This is a genomic window from Amycolatopsis sp. SID8362, from assembly GCF_010550475.1.
GTDB classification, from domain to species: Bacteria; Actinomycetota; Actinomycetes; order Mycobacteriales; family Pseudonocardiaceae; genus Amycolatopsis; species Amycolatopsis eburnea.
Window position 1 is genome coordinate 19,332 of the sequence record NZ_JAAGNB010000735.1, and the last position, 24,546, is coordinate 43,877.

A 24,546-nucleotide genomic window follows, 5' to 3' on the forward strand; every position below is an offset into this window, starting at 1 on the left:
CGAGGGCGGAGGTGAGCAGTGATCAGATTCCGAAGCCAAACGGGATCCGGACATGGCCCACTGGTCAAAATGCTGCCGGACGTCGATTCCGAGGCTGCGTGGCGTGGTGCGACCCGGTGTGGTGGCCGGGCGCTGGCTTGGCTGGCCGTTCTGGCCGGCCCGGTGCTCGCGGTCGCCGGTCTCGTCGTCCTCCAGTCGGCGGGTGCGCCACCGATGCGGGACGGTGGCGCACCCGCGTCCTCGGCGGCGCCGGCGGGCTGGGCCGAGATGTACGTCCGGTCCTGGCTCTCGGCGACCCGGGACGATTCCGCCGGGGTCGAGACCTTCTTTCCGGCCGGAGTGAAGCTGCAGCGGGCGCCGGGTACGCAAGTCCCGATCGACACGGCCGTGGTCTCGGAGGTCTCGCCCGATGCGGGCTCGTGGTCCGTCGTGGTGGTCGCTGACGTCCTCGTCCTCCAGTCGGACGGGAAGCGCAGGGCGAGCTTGCTCTGCGCCCAGGTCGCCATGACAGGCGCTGAGGGGGCGTACGTGGCGACGTCGCTGCCGTCCCCGGTTGCTTGCCCCGGCACGCTGGGAGCCGTCGATCCGGCGTACGACGAGGCCGTCGATCCTGCTGGGCCCATCGGGCAGTCGGTCGCCGGCTTCCTGGCCGCCTACCTGGCGGGGCAAGGGCAGCTCGACCGGTTCGTCAGCCCTGGAGCAAGCCTTGCCCCGCCGTCGCCGGCACCCTTCGCAGCTGTCCAGCTGACCGAGCTGAAGACGCACGAGAAGTTCGAGCCGGGACAGGCCGCCCGGCCCACGGACGGCACGGCCGTCCACCTCCTCGTGCGCGCCGGAGCATTCGACGCCACGGGGCAGACCACGCCCGTCGACTACGCGCTGACCCTCGTCGCGCGGGCCGGCCGGTGGGAGATCAACCGCATCGATCCGGCGCCGCTGCGCGCGGGCCGCTAGGCCGAGGAGGCCCCGATGACCGTGCTCGCCGCGGACGTGAAGTCCTGGATCGACACCAACCTGGCGTGGGGCGACCAGTCCGTCCGGCGCCTCATCCTGCTCGCCGCCATCGTCGGCGGGATCGGGCTGCTGGTCGGCACGCGCGGGAACTTCACGCGGGCGATCAAGTACGGGGTGATCGCGGCGATCTTCCTCGGCATCCTGCTCAACCTCGACGCGGTGGCCGGCATGTTCGGCGCCTGGTTCACGCATTGACCGCGCGCGGCGAAGTCCTGGTCGGCCGCTCGTACACGCGGTCGCGCCGGTTCCCGCGGATGTTCGGGCGCATGCCCGGTCGCGACGGCGGCTACCTGCCCGGCGGTCCGTACACCCTGACTCAAGGTGTCCTCTTCCTGCTTCTGCTGGTCGTGGTGTGGAAGCTGCCGTTGCTGGACTGGCTCGGTCCGGCGCGCTGGTTCTTGCCGCTGTCGGCGGTGTTCGTCCGTCGCGCCCGGATCGAGTCGCGTACGCCGCTGGGCTGGCTCATCGGCTTGGGCACGTACCTGCTCACCCCCGCGGCGGGGATGCTCGGCCACCGGCCGTACCGGCCTGCGAAACCGGTCCGGACGCGAGACCGGTTCTACCTCCACCCGCTCGCCGAGGCGGTCGGGCCCGCGGAGTCCCCGCTGCAGGCGATTCTCGCTCAGGCCCGCGGGAGGTAGTGGCGATGGATGGTCCGGTGACCGATGTGGCCGGCAACCTGCTGTTCTGCGCCGACGGGTCGACGTGGGCGGTGTGGCGGGTCCAGCCCCACGAGAGCGCCCGGTCGACGGGGCGGCAGCTCAAGGAGCTGTACGACCGCACGGTGACGTTGATGAAGTCGTTGCGCGGTGAGGTGATGATCGCGTCTTTGTGTGAGCAGGTCCAGCCGCACGCGATCGTCCGGCGCTGCCTCGACGGCATCGACCTGGACGCGAATCCGCATTGGGCCGAGACCGTCCACAACGCCTGGGACCAGCTCGATACGCTCGACGTCCTCGGCCGCAGTTACTGGATCGCCAAGCCGCTCAACAGCCACGGCTGGAAAGAAACGGCGCAGTCGTTTCGCCGTGCTACCGCTGCGGCCCTCGGCGAACAGCTCGGCCTGCCGGCCCGGCCGGCAACTCCGTCGGCGATCGAGTCCGGCCGGGAGCGTGCCCGCGTCGCCGGGCAAGAACTTGGCGGAGCGTTGCCCCTGCGTCCGGCAACCGAGGCTGAGGTGCTGTGGTGGTTGTGCCGGGCGCCGGTGCGCGGAGTCGACGAACCGCAGCTCGAACGGTCCTCCGTCCTGCACAACAGTGGGCTCACGCTTCGGCGCGGGAACGGCCGGGCGCGGCTGGCGATGGCCCGCAGCTGTGTTTTCGACGAAGGAGGCCGCACCGATCGACGTGGCTGGGCGCCGTTGGAGATGCTGAGCCGTCGGTTCCTCAAGTGCGTGACGCCGTCCGACGACGGCGCGGTCGCCAGCTACCAGGCCTACTTGCTGCTGGCCGAGATGCCGCGCGCGTTCACCTTCCCCGGTCACGAGATCCTCGCCCGGCTGGCGGAGATCGGCTTCGGTGTCGACTACGTGCTGAGGATCACCGCACACACCAACGAGGATGCACGCGCCGTGAACCGGCGCCGAACCCGCGACTTGATGGGGCAGGACGAGGAGCACGCCGGCGACGCGGCCGGTGTCCCGGCGGACGTCGTCTCGGCGCAGGAGGAGATCCAGCACAAGAACGCCCGCCTCGGCGCCAGCTCGACCGAGATCGACCTCGAGGTCGGCGTGCTCGCGTGCGTCTGGGGAGCCACCGCCCGCGAGGCGGACGCCAAGGCGAAGGCACTCCGGCAGGCGTTCCTCGGCGGCGAGTATCGCTGGGAACGGCCGCTGGGCGGCCAGCGACAGCTCTACCAGGCGATGTTGCCCGGCAGCAGCACGCCGATGGTGGTCCGGGAGTGCAGCCAGAACCTCCTGGCCAGCGACTGCGCGATGCTGCTGCCGGTCTCGGCCACGGACTTCGGCGACCCGACCGGTGCGCTGTTCGGCTTGACGCTGGACGGCGGCGCGATCGCGCCCTTCCTTCTCGACCCGACGTACGGACCGACCCACGACTCGTCCGGCGGGATCGCCGTCATCGGCGAGCTTGGCGCCGGCAAGTCGGTGATCCTCAAGAACGTCGCCGCTGTCGTCCGGCTGATGCTCGACGGCCGCGTCATCGTGATCGACCGGACGCGCAGCCGTGAGTGGGAGCCGGTCGCCGCGGCGCTGCCGGGCGAGTCCCAGATCGTCGACATCATCGACCCCACGCTGGATGGTTCCGATGCGTCGCGGTTGCGGCACTCCTGCGACCCGCTGCGCGTCTTCCGCAGCGTCAGCAAGTCGAGCACCGGGATCGCCGAGACGTTCTTCGCAGCTTGGCTGGACCTGGAGTCCAACTCGGCAGAGCGGGATGCGCTTGGCCGCGGCCTGGACGCCGTCAGCGGCAGGCCGGACGCGTCGAGCAATCGGCTTGTCGGCACCCTGAAGCGGCATGGCAAGACCGACGCGGCTGCTCGCGCGCTGGCGGACCGGCTGGAACGCCTGCGTCGTGACCCGATCACCCGGCCGATCTTCGACGACGACCTCGAGCCGGTCGACCTGCTCGGCGCCGACATGGTCGTGTTCTGCACCAACGAGATCCCGTTGCCCAGCACGCTGGAGACGGCCAACGAGCGGATGGCCGCGCGGATCCCGCCCCGGAAGCTGTTCGGCCGTGCGTTCCACCTGCTGATCGCGGCGATCGCGAAGGAGGTCTGCTTCACCACCGATCGATGGGGCGAGTTCATCTGCGACGAGGCGTACAACGTCACCGGGACGCCGGAGGGTCAGCAGATCGCGCTGGAGTTCGTCCGGGACGGACGCAAGCACGCCGCGGACGCCGCTTTCGGGTCGCACGCTCCGCGCGACCTCGGCGACGACGTGCTGCGCGGTCTGATCGCGGTCCGGTTCCTCGGCAGGCATCGCGATGAGGGCCTGGCGCGAAGTGGTCTCGCTTGGCTTGGCGTCGACCCCGGAGACGCGCGCTACCTGGATGTCGTCACCAAGGAACTCTCGCCGTTGGCGCCTGGTGGGGGAGAAGCGGAACGGCGCGCTCGCGCCGGGGAGTTCCTGGTCCGCGATCACTCCGGGCGGATCGGCAAGGTCAAGGTGACGACCCAGCCGTACCGGACGCTGCCCGAAGCCGTGCTCACGACCCCGGCCATCCTCCGCCACCCGCATTGAAGCCCTGACCGTTGCGCCGTGCCTGAAGCGGAAGTCGCGGGAGGGCACATGAGGGTGGCATTCGTTCTGGTGATCGTCACGGCGATCGCCTTTTGCGCGCCGGGTATCGCGGGTGCGCAGACAACGCCGAACCCGTGCGAGCCCTTCCCGACGTGCCTGTGGATCCCCGGCGGCCGGCCACCGACTCCGCCGCCGGAGCCGGATGCTCCGCCCTTGCCCCTGCAGGACGATCCGGGCCACCACGTCCATCTCGGCGGCATCTTCAGCATTGACGACGGCTACGGCCGAGACCTGCACAACTACGACCTCTTCGCCAACCTGCCCTCGCTGCTGGACAACCCGATGCCCGCGATCTGGCTCTGGCTCGCGAACATCGGCTTCGCGGCGGGGAAGTACGCGGTCGGCTTTTCGGTCTGGTTCACCGAATGGGCCGCCTCCACCGAGGTCATCGACTGGATCAAGGCGCCGGCGCGCAGCCTTGAAAAGATCTGGCAGACGTCCGTCATCGGCGAACTGAGGCTCCGCGAGATCGCGATGCTCGTCGCCACCTGCTACCTGGGCCTGCTTTTCGCCCGTGGCCTCACCACGCGAGCGTGGCGCGAGACGGCGTCCACCATCGCGGTCAACGTCCTCGCCGTCGCGATCCTCACGCACCCCGTCGACTTCCTCGTCGGTGACGACGGCGTGCTGTCCCTCAGCCGGGACCTCGGCGCCGACGTCTCGAGCGTCATCATGGGGCAGCAGCCGGGCGGTACCGGGAACCCGGCCGCGCCGATCGGGCAGGCGCTGATCGACAACCTGTTGATCACGCCGTGGGAGACGCTGAACTACGGCACCCCGATCAGCCGGGTCGACGGGATCGACGGCGCCTGCCAGTACTCGGTGAAGCGGATCCTCGACGAGGGCCCGTGGTCGGGACAGGACGACAGCACCAAGGCGCGCGAGCTCGACGGTTGTCCCGGTGACTACGGCAAGTACAATGAGGTCGCCGACGGCGATCGAGCGCTGGGTGCCTGGCTGTACGCGATCGCGATGCTCCTCTTCGCGATCCTGACGATCTGCCTGAACGCCGTCCAGGTCCTCGCGCCGTACCTGCTGCTGTTCGAAGGGCTGCTGCTGGCGCTCGCCTTGGTCGTCGCGTTGGTGCCGTCCATGCAGCACCAGCTCAGCTACCGGGTCAGCTCGATCGCCGCCACCCTGGCCCGGCTGCTGGCCGGCATGGGCTTCCTCGCCGTGATGACGGTGCTGCTACGCACCTTGATGGTGGCCGACCTCGGCCCGCAGCTCGTCCGGTTCGCCGTCATCGACCTGGTCGTCTTCTCCGGCTTCCTGTTCCGCAAACGCCTCGCCGCCAACCTCCAGCGCGTTCGGGCGCAGGTCAACTCGCGGCTGCAGCGACTGGCCCGGCCTCGCAGCGTCCCGAAGGCGCTGCCGGCTCCGGTGGTCCCGCCGGGGCCGGACCGGCTTGCCCGCACCGTCAAGGCCGGGAGTTCGGCGTTCACCGAGACGATCGCGCCGGTCGGACGCCTGAAGGACCGGTTGGTCACTGCCGGGCGGACTGGCGGGCGAGCGGGCGGCAAGGTCCTGAAGTACACCGTCGGAGCGCCCGTCTCGTGGCCGGACGCCGCGCGCCGCGCGCAGACGGCGCTGACCCTCAAGGCCGGAGCGGCCAAGGCCTCGCTGGCACGCCGTGCCGAGCTGGCGAAGACCTACTCCTCGAACCTCGGAGCTGCGTCTGGTGCCTTGCCTGCGTGGCGTGCCGCCACCGCCGTGCTCTCGACGCTCAATGCCCGAACGGAACGGCAGAAGCCGCTGCCGTCGACGCACCTCAAGCCGGACATCGACGCCGTGACGCCTCCTGTCACCGGCCGGACGCCGGAGTTCACCGGTAGCGATCTCGCGGCCAAGGCGGGCAATCGCGGGTTCGTTGGCAAACCGGGCAAGTCGCCTTCGCACACCTTGCTGCCGACGGCGATGATTCCGCCACCCAATCCGTGGGCGCAGCGACTGCGCGACCGGCTCGGCAGTGGGCGATGAACCCCCTGCTGGCTCTGCGCGCTGCCGAACTCGCTCGGGAACATATCCGCGAGAACCCCGGTCGCTGGGGTTGTTTGGCCGCACTGCTGCTGTTCGGACCGCCCGCCGCTTGCGTCGTCGTGGTCGTCTTCCTGTTCACCGCGTTGTCCGGGGCGAGCGGCCAGAGCGCGGCGTCTGCCCCGGGGCCGGGTGCGGTTGCCGACATCCCGGCCGACTACCTCGTTCTGTACCGGGAGGCGGCACGAACTTGCCCCGGGCTCGATTGGTCGATCCTCGCGGCCATCGGCAAGATCGAAACCGACCACGGCCGCTCGAAGCTGCCCGGAGTCCACAGCGGGATGAACAGCGCCAAAGCCGGCGGCCCGATGCAGTTCCTGCAGTCCACTTTCGACAGCGTCGTCGCCCGCCACCCGATCCCGCCCGGCGGAGCTCATCCGCCGTCGCGGTACAACCCGCACGACGCCATCTACGCCGCCGCGGCTTACCTCTGCGACTCCGGCGCCCGCGACGGCCGGGATCTCCACGGCGCGATCTTCGCCTACAACCACGCCGAGTGGTACGTGCGGAAGGTTCTCGACCAGGCGCAGAAGTACAACTGCGGTGCTGTCCAGGCCCCGAGCCGCGCGGCGCAGGCGGCGATCACGTTCGCCTGCGCGCAACTCGGCCTGCCGTACGTTTGGGGCGGCGACGGGCCAGGCAACGGTGACCGGGGATTCGACTGCTCCGGCCTCACGAAGGCCGCTTACGCGACGGCCGGGATCGACCTGCCTCGGACGGCTCAGACCCAGTACAACGCTGGGCCACGTATTGCGGTCACCGGGATCCGGCCAGGCGACTTGGTTTTCTTCGGGACGAGCACGGGGCACGTCACACACGTCGGCCTCGCCCTCGCGAGCGACACGATGGTCAACGCGCCGGACTTCGGCACTCCGGTGCGTGTCGACAGCATCAGAAGAGCACTCGGGGCCACGCGTCCTGCAGACTCCTGAACTTTGCTCATCCCAGACTCTCCGCCTCGACTACGCGCACGTGGTTTCCGGCGACTTCTTCCCATGACTCGGCATTGACGTCGCCGGCTCCTCCGCGGTACCAATGGCGGCCTCCAGAAGGATCGCGATACCACCGGTCTCCCCCTGCGGATTCGACAACCGTGCCAACTGGTGGCTCAGGATCTGCAGGTGTCAGAAATTTGCTGCTCATTGTGCTCCCCTCGCTCTCGGTGATGCGCTGTTGTACCGATCGAGAAGACTACATCTGCCTGGGCTGAGCATCAGCCCGTACTTGAGTGAACGTGTCTCTTCCCGTGGCGAGAACGAACTGGAGAGGCAGGTTGTCATGACGCTCACCGAGTTGCCCCGTCCGACCGTCGGAACCTACGTCGGCCGCGTGTTCGCCGGCATCCACGGAGGTGTACTTCCGCCTGGTCGGCGCGGAGAATCCGGCCTCATCGCGAATGCTGACATGTTCCCGGGCACGCATGGCCGCCAGGTCATGCCGGAACACAGTGCGCCGGAGGCGCTCCGGCTGGAAGATCTGCTTGCGAGCGTCGCGTTCTGGTGGGTGACCGCCGCGGCTGCCGCGATCCTGATCGCGGTCTTCGTCCTCCACCGACACTTCCGTTCCCGCCACCTCCGCACCCGGGTCCGGTTCGACCTGTTGCCGACGTCGGTCTTCGATCCGTCGCCGCAGGCGGTGCTGGGGTTCGCGCATCAGCTGGGCCGGGTGCGGCCGGTGCACGGTTGGGTTCCGAAGGCGGCGGTGGGGGTGCGGATCCGGTTCAGCACGGATCCGGAGTTCGGGAAGGTGGTGATGAGCGTGGAGGGGCGCGAGTCGGTGACCGGTGTGCTCAGCAAACTCGTATACCCCGACGTCGAGATTCGCCGGGTTGAACAACGAGAGGGTGAAGTCGACGGCGAGGGTGGTTCGTCCTCGCCGTCGACGGGACGGCAGCGGTGATCTCTCCCCAGTGATCTGTGCTGGCCACCACCGTTACTTCCGCGCGGCAGCGACCTTCTTGCGCGGCGCGCGCTTCCGCGGCGCCGGGGCCTCGGCGTCTGCCGCCTGGGCTGCTTCGTAGGCCGAAATGACCTCGGAGGAGAGCCGGCCCCGCTCGGAAACCTCGTAGCCGTTCGAGCCGGCCCACGCGCGGATCTGCTGGTTGCGCTCGCGGTCGCTCGCCGTGGTGGCAGTCGACTGACCGGTCGCCACCCGGACCTTCCGGCCACCGACCCGGCGGGCGGCGGCAATGTAGCGGGCGAACTCGTCGCGCAGGGCGGCGCCGTTTTCGTCCGACAGGTCGATCTCGTACGTCACGCCGTCGAGACCGAACTGGACAGTCTGGGTCGCGGCGCTGCCGTCGATGTCGTCGAGGATCTCGACGAGGACCTTCTGAGCCACTGAATACTCCTCAGCTGTGCCGGGTTGCACAATATACAACCTTCTTCCGCGGAGTGTATCTACTGCTCGGCCGGTGAGCAATTTATCCTGAGGATTTTGCTGCATGAAAATCATGTGACCTCCCCCATGTCTGGTGTTGCGAGTTGCGGACAAGAAGCTCGTGGGAGGAGAACCCGCCGTGCACCATGAACCGAAAACGCCTCATCTGCACGTGGCGCGCGCCGAACTGGTACTGGCGACCTCGGCGAACGTTCCCTTGCGGGCCCTGCCGATCCGGCCGGACGATCCACTGCAGACTCTGGCGAACGCCGTCGGCGACGTCCGGCCGGACCTCGGTGAATCGGCGGACGTCTGCCTCGACCTCATTCCGCTGACACCGGCCAAGATCCGCCATCACGCCCGCCGCTTCGGCAGGACGGACGGTCGAAAGGAGACAGGACCGATCGGCGCAGTCACGGAGTTCGCGGCCGAACTGCTCGGCGAGTTCCTGCCGGTCGCGCGTCCGGCGGCCGGAGGTCGTGTGCGGAAAGCGACGAACCCGGCTCAGCGGGTGGTGAACAAGTTCGTGACCGACGAGCCCGTTTTTGCTGTTCAGGTTCTGATTCGATGTGTCTCGGAAATCCCCGGCCGTGCGCAAGCTCACCTGCGGAGCGTGATCGGAGCGTTCGACGTCTACCGCGGCGGGAATTACTGGCGAGTGCGAGGACCCCGGGTGTTGGGCCGGCACTTCGGCGCGGACACCGTCCTGGTGCGCAGGTTTTTCGACCGCCGCTTCCACACGGGGATGGCGAAGCCCAGGGCGAATTCACTCGTCACGACGAGCGAGATCGCCGCGCTGCTGAAGCCGCCGTCCGGCCGGTGCCAATCGCCGGCGATCGCGCGCAGCCGCGGCTGGGTCCTGCCGGCTCCGCGGGAGGTACCGACGTACCGGCCGGGAACCGGGCTCGTCCGGCTCGGCTACGTCACCGACGTCAACGGCGACGAGCGCCTGGTCGGGGTGCCCCTGCGGGAGCTGCTGTTCTCGGCCCGGTTCGGCAAAGCCGGGTTCGGGAAAACCGAGGAAGCCCTGGGGCAAGCCATCGAGATCGCCCGGCTCGGTGGTGGTGTCTGGTTCCTCGACCCCCACGCCGACGGCTGGAAACGCGCCAAGCCCTACCTGTCCGATCCCGGCCTGCGTGACCGGCTCTGGGAGGTCAACCTCGACGTTCGGGGTATGGGTAAGCGCTTACCCGCCTGGAATCCGCTCAGCATGAGCGGCTTCTCCGAAGCTGACATCGAGGACCGTGTCGACGCGGTGGTGACGTCGTTCGCCGCCGCGCTCAGTTGGGGCGATGCGGCGCCACGGGCGAAGTCGATCCTCACCAAGGCCTGCGAAGCCCTCTGTTACCTCGCGATGAGGCTGCCGGCGGATTGCGCGCCGACGATCTTCCAGATCCCGACGCTCCTGGACGACGAGACCTGGCGGGAATCGATCTTGCCGGTGCTGAAGCCGAGCGTGCGCAGGTACTGGACCGACTCGTTCCCGAAGCTCGCGCCGGACGCCACGACTGTCGTCACCAACATCATCAACCGCCTGCGGACCAGCCCGACGCTGTCGGCCTTCCTCGGTTCGTCGGTGACGACCTACGACGTCCGGAAGGCGATGGACACCGGGCGGATCGTGTTCGTCTGCACTACCGGCACGGGCGAGACGAACAAGCTGATCACGTCGTTCATGATCTACGACCTGTTCCGGGCCGGCCGTTCGCGCGCGGACACCCCGGTCGAGAAGCGGCGCAGGTGCGACGCGTTCGTCGACGAGCTCGCCGCGGTCGACGGCGCCTCCCGCGGCTACCTCGCGGCGATCCTGGAGCAGCTGCGCAAGTACCGGGTCGCGTTGCACGCGATGAACCAGATGCCCGACCGGCTCGCCCCGGAGACGCGACGGGCCCTGCTGCAGAACCAGTCGCTGCTGATGACCTCGGCCGCTGCGATCGACGGAGCACGCACGGTTGCCCGGGAGTTCGGCGGCCAGGTCCAGCCCGCGACGGTGACCGAGCTGGAGCAGTTCCACCACGTCGTCACGGTCACCCTCGGCGGTCAGCGGACCACGCCGTTCAAGATCCGGGGCCTGCACGTCGACGACGAGTTCGCCGAGCACTTCCACCCCGAGTGGAATCGCGACGTCGACCAGGCCCTCGACGCCAACCTCGCCCGTCGTCCGATCGGTGAGGTCCTCGACGAGCTCGAGGACCTGGACGACCGGATCCTCTCGACCTTGCAGGCCCGCCGGCCGACGCCACCTTCGCGCCGTGGTCGTCCGCCGACTCGAGGGAGCGGCGCCGCCATCGACCTGACCTCGACCGTGGAGTGATCGCCGTGGACCTCGACGCCTTCCAGCGCGATGCGCTGACTGCCCTCTACTGGCACCGGCTGATCTCGACGGACCAGGTCGGGCGCCTGCTCAACCCGGCGCTGTCCCCGGTCACCGTCCGCGCGAAGCTCGCCGGCCTCCGCCGCGCGGGTCTCGCCGACCGGATCACCCGCGAGCACCGGCCTCGCACCTGGCTCGTGACTCCGGCCGGCGCGGAGGTCGTCGAGGCCGCGGGCGGTGTCGACGCTCGCGCGTACCGGCTCCCCAGCACGACCGTGGCTCATCTGCTGCAGGAGCACACGCTCGACGTTGTCGAGACCGGTCTCGCGTTCGTCGAGTGCGCCCGCCGGACCGGAGACGAGTGCGGCCCGCTGTCCTGGACCCCGGAGGTCGCCCACCCCTTCCAGAACCGGACGGGCGATCGGCGTGGAGTGGTGATCGCCGACGCGGTCCTGCACTACGTCATCGAGGACGACGGCCGGCGGTCCCAGCGCACGTTGTTCATCGAGCTGGACCGCGCGACGATGCCGGTCGCGCGGCTGGCCCGCAAGCTCACCGGGTACATCCGCTACCACGACCACGCACCGGCCGAAGCCGGCGGACGACCGTTGTGGCGGCAGCGGTACCCCCGCTTCCCGCGGTTGCTGATCGTCCTTTCCGGAACGAAGGAGCACCTCCTCGAACGCCGGCTGGCCGACCTGCGGGCGCACGCCGACGCCATGCCGGTGGTGGCTGCGGCCGCCGGCCGGGTCGAGATGATCGCGACGACGCTCCCGAGGCTGCGTACGGACGGACCGCTGGCGCCGATCGCGATGCCGCTGCTGGGCGATCCGCGGCACGTGACCGTGTTCGGCAGGCTGTCATGACCGAGGAACCCACCGAGGTTGTGGCGCAGTTCGGGTTGTCGCCGCGGCTGCGGCAACGCCGGTTCGCGCTGTTGCCGCTGCGTGGCGAGGGCACGCCGTTCACCGAGCTGCAGGGCCGCTTGCCAGGGGACGCCACGACGCCGGCCGACCTCGCCGATCTGATTTCGTCGATCGCGAGTGTCGGTGTGCTGCAGCCGGTGTTGGTCGAAGAGATCGACAACGGCGACGGGTCGCATCCGGCGATGAAGCTGGCCGCGGGGGAGCGGCGGCTGCGCGCGTGCCGCTGGGGCGCGGTCCACCGGCCGGACAACCCGCACTTCGCCGCGCTGCCCGCGGTGGTCTGCCCGGGCCCGCTGTCGGACGAGGAACGGCGGATCTGGCAGCTGGTCGAGAACCTCGCCCGCGAGAGCCTGCGCCCCGGTGAGCTCGCCGCCGCCCTGGTTCTCGACCGCTGCGCCGTCCTGCTGGGCAAGCTCCTCGCCGGCGGCCACGCCGTCCCGGCCGAGGTCTACGCGATCGACGACCCGATCGCCCGCTTCACCGCGATGGAACGCATCCGCGGGACCGACAAGCGCTGCGCCGCGCCGTGGGCCGAGGTCCTGACCCGGCTCGGCTTGCAGCTGAGCCCGCGCAAAGCCCGGGAGCTGGTACGCGCCTTCGCGGAGATGCCGCGTGAAGTCGCGGAGGAGATGGACGAGGCCAAGGTGTCCCTGCACACCCGCATCCGGTTCGTCGAGCTGCGCCGCGGCCGGGAGCAAGCCGCCCAGGACATCTGGGCCGCGGTGAAGGGCACCGGCCGGACGCGGCTGCTGCCGTCCGCGCTCGCCGCTGCGACCGCCGACCAGGAGCTGAGCGCGGAGCAAGCCCTGGACGAAGCCGAGCGCGTCCATGAACAAGCCGACGCCGCGCGGGCCGACAAGCTCCGTGCGAAGCCGGAGGCTCATGTCACCGGCGTCGACCCCCGGCTCGTCGAGCGGACTCTCGCTGCCTTGCGCCAGCTGCTTCTCGCCCTCGTGCAGGGCGCTGAGCTGGGGGAGCACGACCGCGGCTCCGTCGTGCTGCTGCTCGATCAGCTTGGTGACGCCGTCCACAAGGGAGCCGTCGCATGAACGCCTTCCTCAACGCGCCGGCTGCGCGCTGCGACTGTCGCCGTTGCCCCTGGTACGTCGACGCCGGGCCGGAGATCGCGATCGCTCCGCTGTGCTCCGGCTGCAACTCCGACTGCTCCTACTGCGGCTGCGCCAGCGCGGCCTGCCGGTCGTGCCCGATCCGCTGCGGCTCCCGCACCGACATCGGCGCCTGGATGCGCGACGTCGGCGGCACCCTCGAGTTCGACGACCTCACCGTCGGCACGCCACTGCCGGCCGCGCTGCCGGCGTTCATCCCGCAGGTCGACGGCTCCAGCGTTGCCGAGCTTGACGCGTCCGTGCGGTGGCCGGCGTACGCGGTCGGGCTGCGGCGGGTGTTTTCTCCCCGCACGCACATGCTCTACCCGCGCTGGACCGACGGCCGGACCGCCGCCGAGATCCTCGAGGTGCCATCGACGACGTTGACCGTCCTCAGTGGATACGGCGAAGACCCGCTCGTCGAGGCGTTCTGGACCGCCCGGCACCGCGACGACCTGATCACGCGCATCGCGGCCCTGCGGTTCGGGCTGGTGCTCGCGCCGAACTACTCGATCTACGGCAACTGGCCCCGCGCCGAGCACCTGATCAACATGCGGCGCTCGCTGATCGTCGCCGCCGAGTTCGCCGCGGCTGGAATTCCGACTGTCCCGAACCTGTACTGGTACCGCCTCGAAGACCTGCGCCGCCTGGCCGGCTGGGCCGTCGAGACCGAGCCGGCCGCGGTCGCGGTGAACGTCCAGACCGTCCGGGAGAACAACAACTGGCAGAGCTGGGCGCTGCCCGGCCTGTCGTGGCTGGCCGAGAACCTCCCATCGAACCTCGTCGTGATCCTCAACGGCCTGTCCCGGCGGGACCGCATCGAGACCGCGCTGGACCTGTTCGGCAACCGGCTGGTGGTGATCAGCCAGAACCCGGCCCAGTACGCGCTGCACGGAGCGGTGATGACCGCTGAAGGCCGCCAAGACGTCCATGCCCGCATCCCCGACGCCTTCGCCCGCTCGGTTCGGTACATGGCCTCGCTGTTGCCGCACGGAGATGCCTGATGGCGCGGCAGATCTGGGTGTTGCTGGGCTGGTCATCGGCCCACGGGATGGCGAGCACGCCGGTCGGTGTCCTCGGCATCGACGCGGACGTGCCCGAAGCCTTCGTCGAGTGGGTTCCCCGTGAGCACGCGACGGGCCGGATCTGGCGGGAACGTCTGGCCGGCGCAGGTGCCGGCGAGTTGGCCGAGCGGATACCCGGCTGGGTCGAGACGGCGGTCGCGCCGGCAGTTCACGTGGCGCCGCTCGTGGTGGACGGTGCGCTCGCCGATGCGGTGCGCGCGCAGGTCGACGACCTTCTCGGATCGGCCCGCTGACCGGCGGCGGCCATGGGGACCAACGCCAAAGCCGGCCACGCCGCGTACGCCATCGCACCGACCGGGGCCTCCGGCGACGTCGGCGTGTCGTCGGACGACGCGCTCGTGCAGCACCTGGCCGCCGTCTGCGCCCACGCCGTGGAGCCGGCGAACGCCGCGGAGGAGGACCTCAAGTTCGTCGCGGGCATCGTGGCCGGCGGCGTCGATCCCGACGACCCGCACGGCCCGCCGGCGATCGACCTGCCGGATGACCCGGTCGGCGGCTACGGGGTCTTCTCGGCCGCCGTCGCGACCGCGCTCGCTGCCGAGAACCAGCTCTCCGACACCGAGGCGGAGCTGTACCAGCAGCAACTGCAGGCGCTCAGCGCCGAGTACCTGGCTGGCCTCACGTCCGGCGAGCTGCAGGCGATCGCCGCGGCGTCCGGGTTCGAGAACTCCGCGTTGGTCGGGTTCACCGGCCAGCCACCGCACCCGCTGGCCGTGTGGCTCGATCCAGCCATCCCCGCGGACGCCGAGGCGAAGAAGAAAATCCAGGCGCTCGCCCAGGCACGCCACGACGCACTGTGCGCCGGCCAAGCCGTCAACGGCAAGGCGCTGGGGCAGTGGGATCTCGCGACGACCGCCACTGCCCTGCCGGACGGGTTCGACAGCTGGCCGGCGACCGAAGCCGACCTCGCTGAGGTCCAAGCTCAGTTCGACGACGTCGCCACACTCGTCGCGCAGCACGGCGCGAAACCCGAGCAGGTCGCCCAGCTGCTCCACTGGGAAAACCGGATCGCCACGGCCCAGAACACCGAGCCGGGCGCCGACTACGGCACCGCCACCGCGGCGGCCCGGCACCACGTCGACGAACTCCTCGGCAGCGTCACCGCGGCCCAGCTGAGCAGCGCCGTAACCGCGGCGAAGCAGCAAGGACAGATCACCGACGCGCAGCTGCAGACGCTCGACGCCCACCAGGTCCTGCAGCTCGTCCGCGCCTCGACGCCGGCCGCCGAACGCCGGGACATCGCCGACACCGTCGCGGAACGGACCGCTCTGCTGGCCAACTCGGCCACGTGCGCCGCCAACGTCAGCGCCGCGCTCGCCGGCCCGATCAGCACCTCGAACGCCGGTGCGCTGGTTCAGGACCTGCGGGCGATCGCCGAAGTTCACACCGCCGCCGAGGCCTGGGATACGTTCATCGCCGCTCCGCTGAACCAGGCCGTGATGCACTCGGGACAAGCGAAAGTCCTTGCCTGGGCTGACAACCAAAAGGTCGGCGACCTGCGCAAGTTCATCAGCGACACGGGGATCGCGACCACCGCGGAGGCCGCCAAGGCGACCAAGTCCAAGCTGGGCAAGCTTTTGCAAGGCCACCTCAACGCGTCCGCGGCGACGGTCAGCACTGCCAAGAACGAGCCTGCGCCGGCGCCGGCCGTGTCCGGAGGCTCGCAGCAGAACGCCAAGCCGGCCAGCCGGTTCGGGCGGCAGCACGCTCAACTCGTCGCCGCCCTGCAGCAAGCGCAGGCCGCCCACGCTGCCATTCCCAAGCCGATGGACGCCGCAACCGTCGCCGCGTGGGATTTCGGACCGGGCAAGCCGGCGGACCTCGGTGGCATCCATCCGAAGACCCTCCACACCGGACCCGACGGCTCCACCTGGATGGCCAAACGCGAGGGGAAACCCCACGGGGGAGCCATCACCCACACCGAGGCCGCGGCGTCTCGGCTGGCTGCCCGCGCCGGGCTTCCGGTCGTGCCCGTCTACGCCACCAAGGTCGACGGTCAGCCGGTCAGCGTGCAGCCCTTGGTCACGGGAGCGAAACCGATTTCCGGGTCGGCGTCGAGCTGGTCGCAGGCCGACGTGGACGAAATCGTGCGGCTCCACGTCACCAGCTGGGCACTCGGAAACCACGACGCCTACTCCGACAACGTCCTGCGCACGAAAACCGGTGGCCTCGTACCCATCGACCAAGGTCAGGCGTTCAAGTTCTTCGGCAGCGACAAGCTCGGACTCGGCTACCGGCCCGGTCCCACCGCGGTCTACCAACAGGTCTACGACGCGCACCTCGCCGGCCAGCTAGGCAAAGGCGTGCAGGTGAACCCGGCCGCGGCGCACTCGGTCATCCGCCGGCTCGAGGCCGTCCCCGACGCCGAATGGCGTGCCACCCTGCACACCGTCGCCCACGCTGGCGCCGCGCAGAACCTCACCTGGGTCGCGCCGATGCGGGCGCGCGCGGCGAAGACCCACGGCGTCGCCGAGTCCGCCGTGACCACCAGCCAGATCGCCGAGGCTTTCCTCGACCACGCCGTCGAACGCAAGAAGAACCTGCGGCGTGACTTCGTCGGCTTCTTCACCGAGGACCTGAAGATCGCTTCTGCCGCGGCCTTGCAGCACCTCGGCAAGGGCTGATGGGTACCAACGCCAAGACCACGCACACCCCGTACGCCCTCACCCCTGCGGGCGGCGGTGAGCAGGGGGAGGCCGAAGAGCCAGTCGTCGAACCGTGGTTGCCGGTCGCCGATGAGCCGGTGCCGGCCGAGCCGGGCCAGCTTCCGGTCACACCGATCCCGCTGACGCCGGACGTCGGGCACGCGTACGGCGAGCCGGTCCTCGTGGGTGGCTCCGACCTGCTCGCCTCGACCGCCACGCTGGTCAGCTACGTGAGCGATCAGGGGCCACGAACCGTGTTGCACGCCCGCGTCGACGAAGACGCCGAGGCGAAGCTGCTGGAGGCGTTCGACATCAGTTCCGAGATGGTCCCGGCGCAGGTCGAACAGCAGGTCACCGGCCGTCTGCCGATCGACGAGCAGCACAACGTCGCGGAGACGATCATCAGCGCGGCCAAGAGCGTCAACCACCACATCGCCACCGGCACCCTCACCGCCGGTGGCGAGATGCCGGCGACGACTGCGAAGAAGATAGCTGCCGCGGAGGCGGTCATAGACGAACTCGCGGAAGAACTCGGCGACCCGTCGCCGACGGAGGAGGCGATGTTGGAGCACTATGCGGCCCAGTTCCAAGCCATCCAGCAAGCCGTCGCCGGCTGCACGCCGGTCGAGCATGCCAAGCCGTTCGTGCACGATGACACGGAGGTGGCGGTGGTCCCGGCGTCGCCGTCGGGAGCTTTCGGCGCCGTGGTCGCAGTGCTGCGCGACGCGACGCGTATCAAGCCGACGCTGGACGACACGACCGGGCAGGCCAGTTGGGCCGGCGCCCGCACGACGGATGTGCTCGGCAAGGAGTACGCGATCGATCTGGGCGAGGGCTATCGGGCTGTATACCGCCCTTACGACATCAACGATCCGGCGGAGACCGAGTACAGCCTGCGCGGCCGGCTCGAGGTCATCGCTCCCGCCGGAGAAGGCCACGGGCCCGAAGTCGTCCGAAGGCTCGGGCAGCTGAACCTGGCCAACCGGCCGATGACCCGCGACGAAGGCGAGTACAGCTACCTCGCAGCCAACGTCACCGCACAGAACCTGGGTGCGCACGCAGAGGTCGCGGCCGCTCGGGTGACCGGGGATCATCTGGAGGAGATGGTCCGGCAGGAGATCTTCCACGAACGCGCCCACGAAGCGGTCGGTATGAGCGACCTGCAGCTGGCCGGGTTCGCCAAGGACATCCAGCTCGAAGCGCACACCCGCGCGCTGCCGGCGAAGGTGCGGGTCTTGCGTGACGCGGTCGCGAAGGCCACGGGCTTCACCGACGGCTCCGCGCTCGCGGCGAGTCCGGGCTACGATCCGGCACCTCGCCGCTCTGCCGGCTGGCTCGCCTGGACCCGCTTCGATGTCGGCAACGCAACTGGCAAGCTCAAAGCGGCGATCGCGGGGCGTTCGTTGATGCACTCGACGTCGTTCACCGGGTTGAAGGCGATGCTCGCCACCGGCGTTCTGGCGTCGACCGAACGCCGCACGACGATGGGGACGGGACCGGACATCGGGAAGAGCGAGTACTCGGACAAGCTCACTGGCGGTGCGAGCTCGGTCTTCCTGCGGGTGAGGGACAGCTCGTCACTCGGGGGTTCGCCCACCCTGGTCTGGGACCAGCCGGAGCGGTTGCTCGCCCGGGCCGACTACTACGGTGCCAACGCCGACACCTTCGGCGTGATCAACCCGGCCAAGGCCGACGAGTACAGCACGGTGCCGTCGACCCGCGATCCGTTCGAGATCGCGAAGTTTTCCAGCGCCAGCAACGAGGTCATGTTCGGTGACGGCATCGACTTGCTCGGGTCGGAAGGTCCCAGCCGCATCCTCTGCGAGAACGCTGCTCAGCGCAACGAGATCAAGACTTTTCTCAACGCCAAGGGCGTCACCACCATCGCCGGAAAACCGATCGAGGAGGTCGTGACGCTGTGAACCACGAGTGCTGGACCATGTTCGTCGATCTGCTCGTAGGTTGCGGGCAAGACGTCGGCGACGACCTGCCCGGAGCTGAGCTGGTGGTGTTCGACGACGGTCGCGAGGTCTTCCGCAGCGCGTTGGCACGGCATGCCCGTCGCGACCGGGACGATCCCGCGGTGATCTGGATCCGTCCGCTCGTCGCGCGCGCGGCTTTCCGAGCCGGGCTTCCCGCCTTCGACGTCGAGGTCGTCCGCCGCCGCGCCCTGCACGTCACCGGCGCGCGGATCGACGACGGTGTTCTGTCGGTCGACCTGGCGAGCGGTCAGCGTGCGCGAATCGAACCGGCGCGGGGAGATCGGCTGGCCGTGCTGCAGGACTTCGATACTTGGATGATCACCCTCACGAGCGCGCAGCGTGCCGACATCGAGGCACTCGATCACGACTGACGATTCGTATCGGGGGACTTCCTCCGGCGCGTGTCTCCGGTGAATCGAGCACGAGCCGGGTGGTGGTGGCGATGCAACCGGAAGCTGACGTTCAGCGGATCGCGGATGTCGAGTGGGTGACCGGTCACCTGGAAGCCCACGGCCACCTTCTGGTGCACGGCGCTTCGGTCGCCGAAGTCGCGGCCCGAACCAGCGCCGCGATCGGTGTCCGATCCATCGCCGGGGTGCGGTTGCGCATCCTGCACGTCGGCTGGTGGCGGGCCGAGCCGTGCCGGTGCCGGCGCTCGCTGGCGTGCTCGAACCACCCGGCTTGGCACTTCCGCCCGGCGGCGGCCGGCGACCGCTCGGCGTTCAGAGGCGCCGAGGTTCGGCTCACGTTGGACGGGCCGGGCAGGTGAATCATCCCAGCGCCGCGGTGACGTGACTCCTGCGTCCGGAATCCGGCGGTGTCAGGGAGCTGAAGATGAACGAGTACTCCGACCACGAACTCGACCAGGCCGCGGCTACCGCGGCGCGGCGGTTCGACCTCGACGACCCGGAAGCCCGGGAGCTGGTCGACCTCGTCGCGACCGCTTTCTCGGATGGGGGCGACGCGATCAGCGATGCGGCCTGGGATGTCCAGGATCGGGATCCCGGCATCGACGGCGACGACTTCGTAGACGACGTCGCGGACAGCCTGGGCTACGACCTCCCATGACGACGGGCACCGGTTCGGACGACGACGTCGATCGCTACGTCGTACTTCAGCGCAAGAGCGTCCTGTTCCCCGCGGTGGTGGCAGCGGCTTACCGGCTCCACGACCTGCCGGTCTGGGACGGTCGCGATGCCGTCGATCCGTCCGCGCTTTCGGCAGCCGTCGAGGATGCCGTTCTCCAAGCCGCGTTCTTCTGCGGCGAAGAGCTGACCGCAACGCTCGATCGGCTGCTCGTGGCCGCTCGAGCGCGGGTCGAGATCACGCGGGACATCCACGCGAGCAGCCGGCCCGGCTTCGGCGGGCGAGTCCACGAGGACTTCCGCGCCGACGACGAGTCCGGGCGCCGGGAACTGGGGCTCGCGATGACCGCCTTCGCTGACGCTGCGCGAGCCGACCTGCGCCTCAGCGGCACGTGGGGTTTCCCGCGGCACGGGACGAGCTGACCGGGTGGTCACCTGGAATCAGGTGTCGGCGCGGTGTCGACAACGTTGACCTTTTGAGTGATGCGTACGGGCGCGTCCAGAGGGCCACGCCAATGACCTGCAATCGGGATCAGCTTCCGAAGCTGGCTGCCCGGGCCGTAGGGCTGCCGCCGGAAGAACGGCGCGACCGGGAACTGGACGCTGACCGTCCGGCCGGATGGGTCGCCCTGCCGGACGGACCTCGATGAAGGTTTCCGGCTGATCGAAACTACTCTCACCGGTGAAGCGCGGTGCCCGGCCCGTTCGGCGCGGATGCGCTGGGTGCGCGGGAGGTGTTCCTCGGTGGTCTCGGTCAGGTTGTTCGGGTTGCTGAAGATCCAGCCCGCGTGCACGGTCTGCAGCCAGCTGAGCGTCGTCTCCGCGGCCGCGATGGACGTCGGGTCGATCACCCGGCCGCCCTCGCCGGGCGCGACGGTGACGAAAGTGGACCCCCAAGGCAGGTAGAGCTCGTTGTCCCAGGTCAATTCCGCGTTCTGCTGGTGGGCTGCCAACTCCGCTTCGACGGCGCTCGCCCCGGCGGCGCGGGCCAGGCGCTTGATGGCGGCGAAGTCGGTGACGGTCCAGAACGTCACCCACAGCCCGCCGGTCTCGGAAGTGACCAGCTCGGTCCCGCCCCAGGACACCGCGACGACGTCGATGCGCTTTCCGTCTTCGCGGACGTACTCGGCCATCGGCTCGGCGAAGAGCATGAAGCCCGTCGGGGCCGGGAGGTCTTGGGGCTGGATGTCCCACTTGTCGCGGAGGCTCGGAGCAGCTTGTCGCACGAGCCGCGTGATGTCGGCGGTCACGTAGAACAGCTGCGCCCCGCTCAACCGCCGGTGTTCGTCCTCCAGCAGGAGCCCGGCCCCGACCGCCGGGCTGGCCATCGGCCGGAGCGTCCCGCGTCCGTGACGTAGCGCTTCCGCGACGAAGAGGTGCGCCGGCCAGGTCGTCACGTATTCGGCCAGGTGTTCGCGCAGGGCAGGTAGTTCGCGCGGCGACGGCGGGGACCAGTCAGCCGGCCGCTGCGTCATGGGATTCTCCTTGAAACCTTGTCAACTCCGTGCTCGAAGTTTACGATAGGCAAACATCGAGTACTGCGTCAACAAAGATTGGTGGGGAGGGGTTGGCATGGCGCGAGGGAAACGCTCCGGCGAGCCCGCGAAGCGCGGGCCGATCAACGCCGAGGCGCATGCGTTGAAGGTTGCCGTCCAGGTCGCCAGGGCCTGGCACAAGGGCAGCGGGCCTGACCAAGCCCACGTGCCGTTGGGGATCGTCGCGACGATCGCCGTGGCGGGACTCGCCAAGGGCATCGACAAAGTGGCTGAAGAGGTCCGCTCGGCCTCACCGGTCGAGTTCGTCCACAACGCTCGCCGGATCTGGGCCGCCACCCTGGCGCGTCGCCCAGACTTGGCGCTGTCGATTCGCCCGCTGCTCGGCTGGCTGTTCGCCGATCTGAGCGAACTGGCGCTCCAGCGGATCAAGCGCACTGCCGACGCTGCCGTGGAGGCCGGTCAGCTGGACCTGACCGCCACCGAACGCCGGTTCGACTGCGATCTGTTCGGCCCCGTGCTGGGCGCTCTCCGGTCGCGGAACGAGATGAAGGTCAACGCGCAGATGTATACGCCTGGCGACATCGCACGTGCCTTGATCGCGGTCGCGCTCGGCGACCTCAAGGCCGGGCAGTCGTTCTGCGACGACACCGTCGGCACCGGTGGGATCCTCCGCGCCGCCGCGGCGGTGGTCTGCAACCGCGGATTCGATCCGGCCGAGATGCTCTGGTTCGGCGCGGACACCGACGAACTCGCCGTCGCCTGCGCCGCGGTCAACGGCCTGCTCTGGGAGCTCGGCCCCCGCGTGGTTCTGTATGTCGGTGACGTCCTGGCTCACCCGAATTGGCCTGACGAAGCGTTGCGTCGGCGAGCGAAGTTCCTGGAGCGGCTCGACAGCCTGTCCCCAGGGCTCCGAGCGCTTGCCTTCATCAGGCGGCTCTGACCAGGCGCCCGACGCGCCAAGCCCGTCGCGTGTCCGGCTGTACTTGGTTGTTCCTGCTAGTTTCGCGGGGTGGAGTTCTCGGACGGTCCGGTCGCGCCGCCGGGCACGGTTTTCCGTTATGCCGATATGGTGGAGATTGCGTCGTGGTTCGGTGTCGGGCATCGTGCGGTGGCGAACTGGCGTTCTCGGTATGCTGGGTCGCATCCGTTTCCGGAGCCGGATGTCGTTGTCGGGCGGACGCCGGGTTGGGCTCTCGGTCGGAGGGTGGAAATCGAGCGGTGGGCCGCGGCGCGACCAGGTCAGGGTGCCGGTGGCGGGCGGCCACGCAAGCAGTAGCTCAACTGGAAGAGCATTCGGGTGTTAACCGGAGGGGTTCTTCGTTCGAGTCCAAGTCGGAGAGTAGAGGCCAGGTCAGCGACGAGGGCCTTCTTCGCGTTACCCAGGGGCTCGTCCGGTCCCGACCGGTTCGTCGATGCCGATGAGCCGGTACCCGCTTCCGATCCAGCGTTGGTAGAGGTCCGCGCCGCGTCCGACGGCTCAGGGCCGCCTGACGGCGCGCGTGTCGCTCCCACGCATGGGCGGAGAGGGTAGCGACCAGGGACCTGTTCGGTGAAGGTCCGCTTCGGGCATCCCCGCTGCCGCGGAAGAATCGCCGTACCTGCAGGTGCTCTGCGAGGACGAGCTCGCCCGCCGCGGAACGCTGGCCCTGTCCCGACGGTTGCGGCGGGCGAGGTTCGAGCAGCAGGTCACCTTGGAGGAGTTCGACTTCGCGGCCAGCCCGAAACTGCCGGCGGCGCGGATCCGCGACCCGGCGGCGCTGCACGGCGGCGAGTCCGTGGTCCTCTACGGCCCGGTCGGGGTCGGCAAGCGGGCACGCCGACCGGACCTGGGAGAAACGGCCGCGCGAGCTGACCTGCCCGGACATCCTCGTCCTCGGCGACTTCGGCATGCAAGAGGTCACCGCTACGCAGGCCGACGATCTCTACGAGCTGATCACCGAACGCGCCGGCCGGTCGCCACCCGGTCTTCATGAATGGCCCCAGCTTCCGGCCGAACAAGCGGCCCAAAGGCCGCAACACCACCCCGAAGGAGGACGCCGCCTGGACTGATCGTCCACATCTGACGCGCATCCGCGAAGCCCACGACTTCTCGTACGACGGTTCGCCGAAGCTGCCTCGGTTGGTGTCGACACGGTGGCGCGCATCGAGCAGGGCACGCGGACGAGCAGCCGCCCGGCCACCCTCCGAAAGCTCGCGGCCGCGCTCGGGGGTATCGGTCGACGCCTTGCTCGGCACGCTGCCGGCACCGCACTCGCGCGATGTCGACGTGGCTCCACTCCGCCGGGCGACTACTGCGGACGCGTCCATCCCGGTTTTGTGGACCCGGCCGACACCCATGAGTTGCTGCCGCTCCCAGAACTCACGGCCAGCGCACACGCTGCCTGGCGGGCGTACGTCGACGGGTGCCACACCGAGCTGCTGCACGCACTACCCGTTGTCTCGGCTGACGCCCGCCAAGGCGTTCACGATACGCGCGCCGACGCGCTCGACCGCCACCCGGTGCGAGCCGGCGTGTTTTGGCAACCTGCTGTTCAACGCCACAATCGCTGCACTGCGAACAGGCGGCGCCGGCAGCGCCGAGGACCTTCTCGCCGCGGCCCACGCGGCCGCGATCCGGTCGCGAGGCGACGCGGCCACGGAGACCGCGCTCGTCGGCCCGCGCGTCGCGGCGCTCCAGAACGTCGAGCTTGCCGCACGGGCCGGCGACCCCGAACAGGCGCTCCGCCTGACGGCCACCGTGCCGGACACCGCGGGCGACGTCCCGGCCTTCCGGGAGGCCGGTCACCGGCTGGTCCTCGCAGCGGCAGCCGCCGACCTCCGTCACGATCGAGACGCGCTGGCCTGGCTCGCCGAGCATGCGACCTTGCGCCGAATTGGGCGCGGTATCAGCCATTGGGCAAGACCACGATGTGGCGTTTGGTCGACCGAGCGACACGGCGTCGAGGGCTGGAATTTGGCGCGCTCGCTACCGACTATGGCGTGGTCGAACAGAAGTCCCGTCAGTCCTGACCCGCTCGAATTCGGTAATGCCTGAAAGGGCACGCTTTGATTCCTGTCCGACCATGCCCGGCGGGTAGTTCTGCTGTGTTCGCCGGGCATGGCGATGTCCGCGACTTGGCAGGCTACGGGCAGCTCTGATGAGGTGGTGGCCCTGGTCATGGGGCTGTGACTGCTCGTTCGGTCGGCTGTGGTCTCGGTGTCGGTGACCCTGGGGT

Annotated in this window: 24 protein-coding genes; 21 read left to right on the forward strand and 3 right to left on the reverse strand. The window is 69.5% G+C overall.

Features of this window, described 5'->3' with window-relative positions:
- Positions 1-69 precede the first annotated feature (69 nt).
- From G3I65_RS22520 to G3I65_RS22550, 7 genes are all read left to right on the forward strand, one after another.
- Entirely contained in the window at positions 70-954 is an 885-nt protein-coding gene (locus G3I65_RS22520; RefSeq protein WP_160697864.1) for a conjugal transfer protein, read from the forward strand.
- A gap of 15 nt (positions 955-969) precedes the next feature.
- Entirely contained in the window at positions 970-1,209 is a 240-nt protein-coding gene (locus tag G3I65_RS22525; RefSeq protein WP_160697865.1) for a hypothetical protein, read from the forward strand.
- A complete protein-coding gene (locus G3I65_RS22530; protein WP_239071376.1) occupies positions 1,206-1,655 on the forward strand; it encodes a hypothetical protein in 450 nt (149 codons plus the stop codon). The genes G3I65_RS22525 and G3I65_RS22530 overlap by 4 nt, the downstream gene beginning before the upstream one ends.
- Before the next feature lie 17 nt (positions 1,656-1,672).
- Positions 1,673-4,219, forward strand: coding sequence for an ATP-binding protein (locus G3I65_RS22535; RefSeq protein WP_309235630.1), 2,547 nt, complete (start codon positions 1,673-1,675; stop codon positions 4,217-4,219).
- 213 nt (positions 4,220-4,432) lie between these two features.
- Complete coding sequence (locus tag G3I65_RS22540; protein ID WP_239071377.1) at positions 4,433-6,256, forward strand: hypothetical protein; 1,824 nt, start codon at positions 4,433-4,435, stop codon at positions 6,254-6,256.
- Positions 6,253-7,245, forward strand: coding sequence for a bifunctional lytic transglycosylase/C40 family peptidase (locus G3I65_RS22545; protein WP_160697867.1), 993 nt, complete (start codon positions 6,253-6,255; stop codon positions 7,243-7,245). Before G3I65_RS22540 ends, G3I65_RS22545 begins: the two co-directional genes overlap by 4 nt.
- 346 nt (positions 7,246-7,591) lie before the next feature.
- Complete coding sequence (locus tag G3I65_RS22550; RefSeq protein ID WP_239071378.1) at positions 7,592-8,212, forward strand: hypothetical protein; 621 nt, start codon at positions 7,592-7,594, stop codon at positions 8,210-8,212.
- A gap of 33 nt (positions 8,213-8,245) precedes the next feature.
- On the opposite strand, the gene G3I65_RS22555 is transcribed toward G3I65_RS22550, so the two are convergent.
- Together G3I65_RS22555 and G3I65_RS22560 are read right to left on the reverse strand one after the other, a co-directional pair.
- The gene (locus tag G3I65_RS22555) at positions 8,246-8,653 is read right to left on the reverse strand and encodes an Lsr2 family protein (RefSeq protein ID WP_160697868.1); all 408 of its coding nucleotides are present in this window, start codon (positions 8,651-8,653) and stop codon (positions 8,246-8,248) included.
- A gap of 82 nt (positions 8,654-8,735) precedes the next feature.
- Positions 8,736-9,296: a hypothetical protein gene (locus tag G3I65_RS22560; RefSeq protein WP_163046737.1), complete on the reverse strand. Its 561-nt coding sequence runs from the start codon at positions 9,294-9,296 to the stop codon at positions 8,736-8,738.
- A 69-nt stretch (positions 9,297-9,365) separates the two neighbouring features.
- On the opposite strand from G3I65_RS22560, the gene G3I65_RS22565 reads away from it, so the two are divergent.
- The 11 genes from G3I65_RS22565 (at position 9,366) to G3I65_RS22615 (ending at position 20,258) form a co-directional block, all read left to right on the forward strand.
- Positions 9,366-11,006, forward strand: coding sequence for an ATP-binding protein (locus G3I65_RS22565; RefSeq protein WP_309235632.1), 1,641 nt, complete (start codon positions 9,366-9,368; stop codon positions 11,004-11,006).
- Positions 11,007-11,011: 5 nt separating this feature from the next.
- Entirely contained in the window at positions 11,012-11,872 is an 861-nt protein-coding gene (locus G3I65_RS22570) for a replication-relaxation family protein (protein ID WP_160697869.1), read from the forward strand.
- The gene (locus G3I65_RS22575) at positions 11,869-12,981 is read left to right on the forward strand and encodes a ParB/RepB/Spo0J family partition protein (protein WP_160697870.1); all 1,113 of its coding nucleotides are present in this window, start codon (positions 11,869-11,871) and stop codon (positions 12,979-12,981) included. Before G3I65_RS22570 ends, G3I65_RS22575 begins: the two co-directional genes overlap by 4 nt.
- A complete protein-coding gene (locus tag G3I65_RS22580; protein ID WP_160697871.1) occupies positions 12,978-14,042 on the forward strand; it encodes a DUF4417 domain-containing protein in 1,065 nt (354 codons plus the stop codon). Before G3I65_RS22575 ends, G3I65_RS22580 begins: the two co-directional genes overlap by 4 nt.
- The gene (locus G3I65_RS22585) at positions 14,042-14,356 is read left to right on the forward strand and encodes a hypothetical protein (RefSeq protein ID WP_239071379.1); all 315 of its coding nucleotides are present in this window, start codon (positions 14,042-14,044) and stop codon (positions 14,354-14,356) included. The genes G3I65_RS22580 and G3I65_RS22585 overlap by 1 nt, the downstream gene beginning before the upstream one ends.
- A gap of 12 nt (positions 14,357-14,368) precedes the next feature.
- Positions 14,369-16,747, forward strand: coding sequence for a hypothetical protein (locus G3I65_RS22590; protein WP_163046738.1), 2,379 nt, complete (start codon positions 14,369-14,371; stop codon positions 16,745-16,747).
- Positions 16,747-18,690 carry a hypothetical protein gene (locus G3I65_RS22595; RefSeq protein WP_160697872.1) on the forward strand — a complete coding sequence of 648 codons (1,944 nt, stop codon included), beginning with the start codon at positions 16,747-16,749 and terminating at the stop codon, positions 18,688-18,690. Before G3I65_RS22590 ends, G3I65_RS22595 begins: the two co-directional genes overlap by 1 nt.
- 17 nt (positions 18,691-18,707) lie before the next feature.
- A complete protein-coding gene (locus tag G3I65_RS22600) occupies positions 18,708-19,121 on the forward strand; it encodes a hypothetical protein (protein ID WP_160697873.1) in 414 nt (137 codons plus the stop codon).
- A 71-nt stretch (positions 19,122-19,192) separates the two neighbouring features.
- Positions 19,193-19,519: a hypothetical protein gene (locus G3I65_RS22605; RefSeq protein WP_160697874.1), complete on the forward strand. Its 327-nt coding sequence runs from the start codon at positions 19,193-19,195 to the stop codon at positions 19,517-19,519.
- A 65-nt stretch (positions 19,520-19,584) separates the two neighbouring features.
- Positions 19,585-19,818 carry a hypothetical protein gene (locus G3I65_RS22610; protein WP_160697875.1) on the forward strand — a complete coding sequence of 78 codons (234 nt, stop codon included), beginning with the start codon at positions 19,585-19,587 and terminating at the stop codon, positions 19,816-19,818.
- Complete coding sequence (locus G3I65_RS22615) at positions 19,815-20,258, forward strand: hypothetical protein (RefSeq protein WP_160697876.1); 444 nt, start codon at positions 19,815-19,817, stop codon at positions 20,256-20,258. Before G3I65_RS22610 ends, G3I65_RS22615 begins: the two co-directional genes overlap by 4 nt.
- Before the next feature lie 8 nt (positions 20,259-20,266).
- On the opposite strand, the gene G3I65_RS22620 is transcribed toward G3I65_RS22615, so the two are convergent.
- Entirely contained in the window at positions 20,267-21,310 is a 1,044-nt protein-coding gene (locus G3I65_RS22620; RefSeq protein WP_160697877.1) for a hypothetical protein, read from the reverse strand.
- Positions 21,311-21,407: 97 nt separating this feature from the next.
- Between G3I65_RS22620 and G3I65_RS22625 the strand changes: the two genes are divergently transcribed.
- The 3 genes from G3I65_RS22625 (at position 21,408) to G3I65_RS57450 (ending at position 24,365) form a co-directional block, all read left to right on the forward strand.
- Positions 21,408-22,271 carry an N-6 DNA methylase gene (locus tag G3I65_RS22625; RefSeq protein WP_160697878.1) on the forward strand — a complete coding sequence of 288 codons (864 nt, stop codon included), beginning with the start codon at positions 21,408-21,410 and terminating at the stop codon, positions 22,269-22,271.
- Between the two features lie 664 nt (positions 22,272-22,935).
- Entirely contained in the window at positions 22,936-23,304 is a 369-nt protein-coding gene (locus G3I65_RS22635; RefSeq protein ID WP_309235634.1) for an ATP-binding protein, read from the forward strand.
- A gap of 461 nt (positions 23,305-23,765) precedes the next feature.
- Positions 23,766-24,365, forward strand: coding sequence for a hypothetical protein (locus G3I65_RS57450; protein WP_239071390.1), 600 nt, complete (start codon positions 23,766-23,768; stop codon positions 24,363-24,365).
- The last annotated feature ends 181 nt before the right edge of the window (positions 24,366-24,546 follow it).

What these genes read in the sequence shown, in the direction of transcription:
- G3I65_RS22520 (WP_160697864.1), top strand. Translation starts at nt 70, where the DNA reads ATGCTGCCGGACGTCGATTCCGAGGCTGCGTGGCGTGGTGCGACCCGG.
- G3I65_RS22525 (WP_160697865.1), top strand. Translation starts at nt 970, where the DNA reads ATGACCGTGCTCGCCGCGGACGTGAAGTCCTGGATCGACACCAACCTG.
- G3I65_RS22545 (WP_160697867.1), top strand. Translation starts at nt 6,253, where the DNA reads ATGAACCCCCTGCTGGCTCTGCGCGCTGCCGAACTCGCTCGGGAACAT.
- G3I65_RS22550 (WP_239071378.1), top strand. Translation starts at nt 7,592, where the DNA reads ATGACGCTCACCGAGTTGCCCCGTCCGACCGTCGGAACCTACGTCGGC.
- G3I65_RS22575 (WP_160697870.1), top strand. Translation starts at nt 11,869, where the DNA reads ATGACCGAGGAACCCACCGAGGTTGTGGCGCAGTTCGGGTTGTCGCCG.
- G3I65_RS22580 (WP_160697871.1), top strand. Translation starts at nt 12,978, where the DNA reads ATGAACGCCTTCCTCAACGCGCCGGCTGCGCGCTGCGACTGTCGCCGT.
- G3I65_RS22585 (WP_239071379.1), top strand. Translation starts at nt 14,042, where the DNA reads ATGGCGCGGCAGATCTGGGTGTTGCTGGGCTGGTCATCGGCCCACGGG.
- G3I65_RS22590 (WP_163046738.1), top strand. Translation starts at nt 14,369, where the DNA reads ATGGGGACCAACGCCAAAGCCGGCCACGCCGCGTACGCCATCGCACCG.
- G3I65_RS22595 (WP_160697872.1), top strand. Translation starts at nt 16,747, where the DNA reads ATGGGTACCAACGCCAAGACCACGCACACCCCGTACGCCCTCACCCCT.
- G3I65_RS22600 (WP_160697873.1), top strand. Translation starts at nt 18,708, where the DNA reads ATGTTCGTCGATCTGCTCGTAGGTTGCGGGCAAGACGTCGGCGACGAC.
- G3I65_RS22605 (WP_160697874.1), top strand. Translation starts at nt 19,193, where the DNA reads ATGCAACCGGAAGCTGACGTTCAGCGGATCGCGGATGTCGAGTGGGTG.
- G3I65_RS22610 (WP_160697875.1), top strand. Translation starts at nt 19,585, where the DNA reads ATGAACGAGTACTCCGACCACGAACTCGACCAGGCCGCGGCTACCGCG.
- G3I65_RS22615 (WP_160697876.1), top strand. Translation starts at nt 19,815, where the DNA reads ATGACGACGGGCACCGGTTCGGACGACGACGTCGATCGCTACGTCGTA.
- G3I65_RS22620 (WP_160697877.1), bottom strand. Translation starts at nt 21,310, where the DNA reads ATGACGCAGCGGCCGGCTGACTGGTCCCCGCCGTCGCCGCGCGAACTA.
- G3I65_RS22625 (WP_160697878.1), top strand. Translation starts at nt 21,408, where the DNA reads ATGGCGCGAGGGAAACGCTCCGGCGAGCCCGCGAAGCGCGGGCCGATC.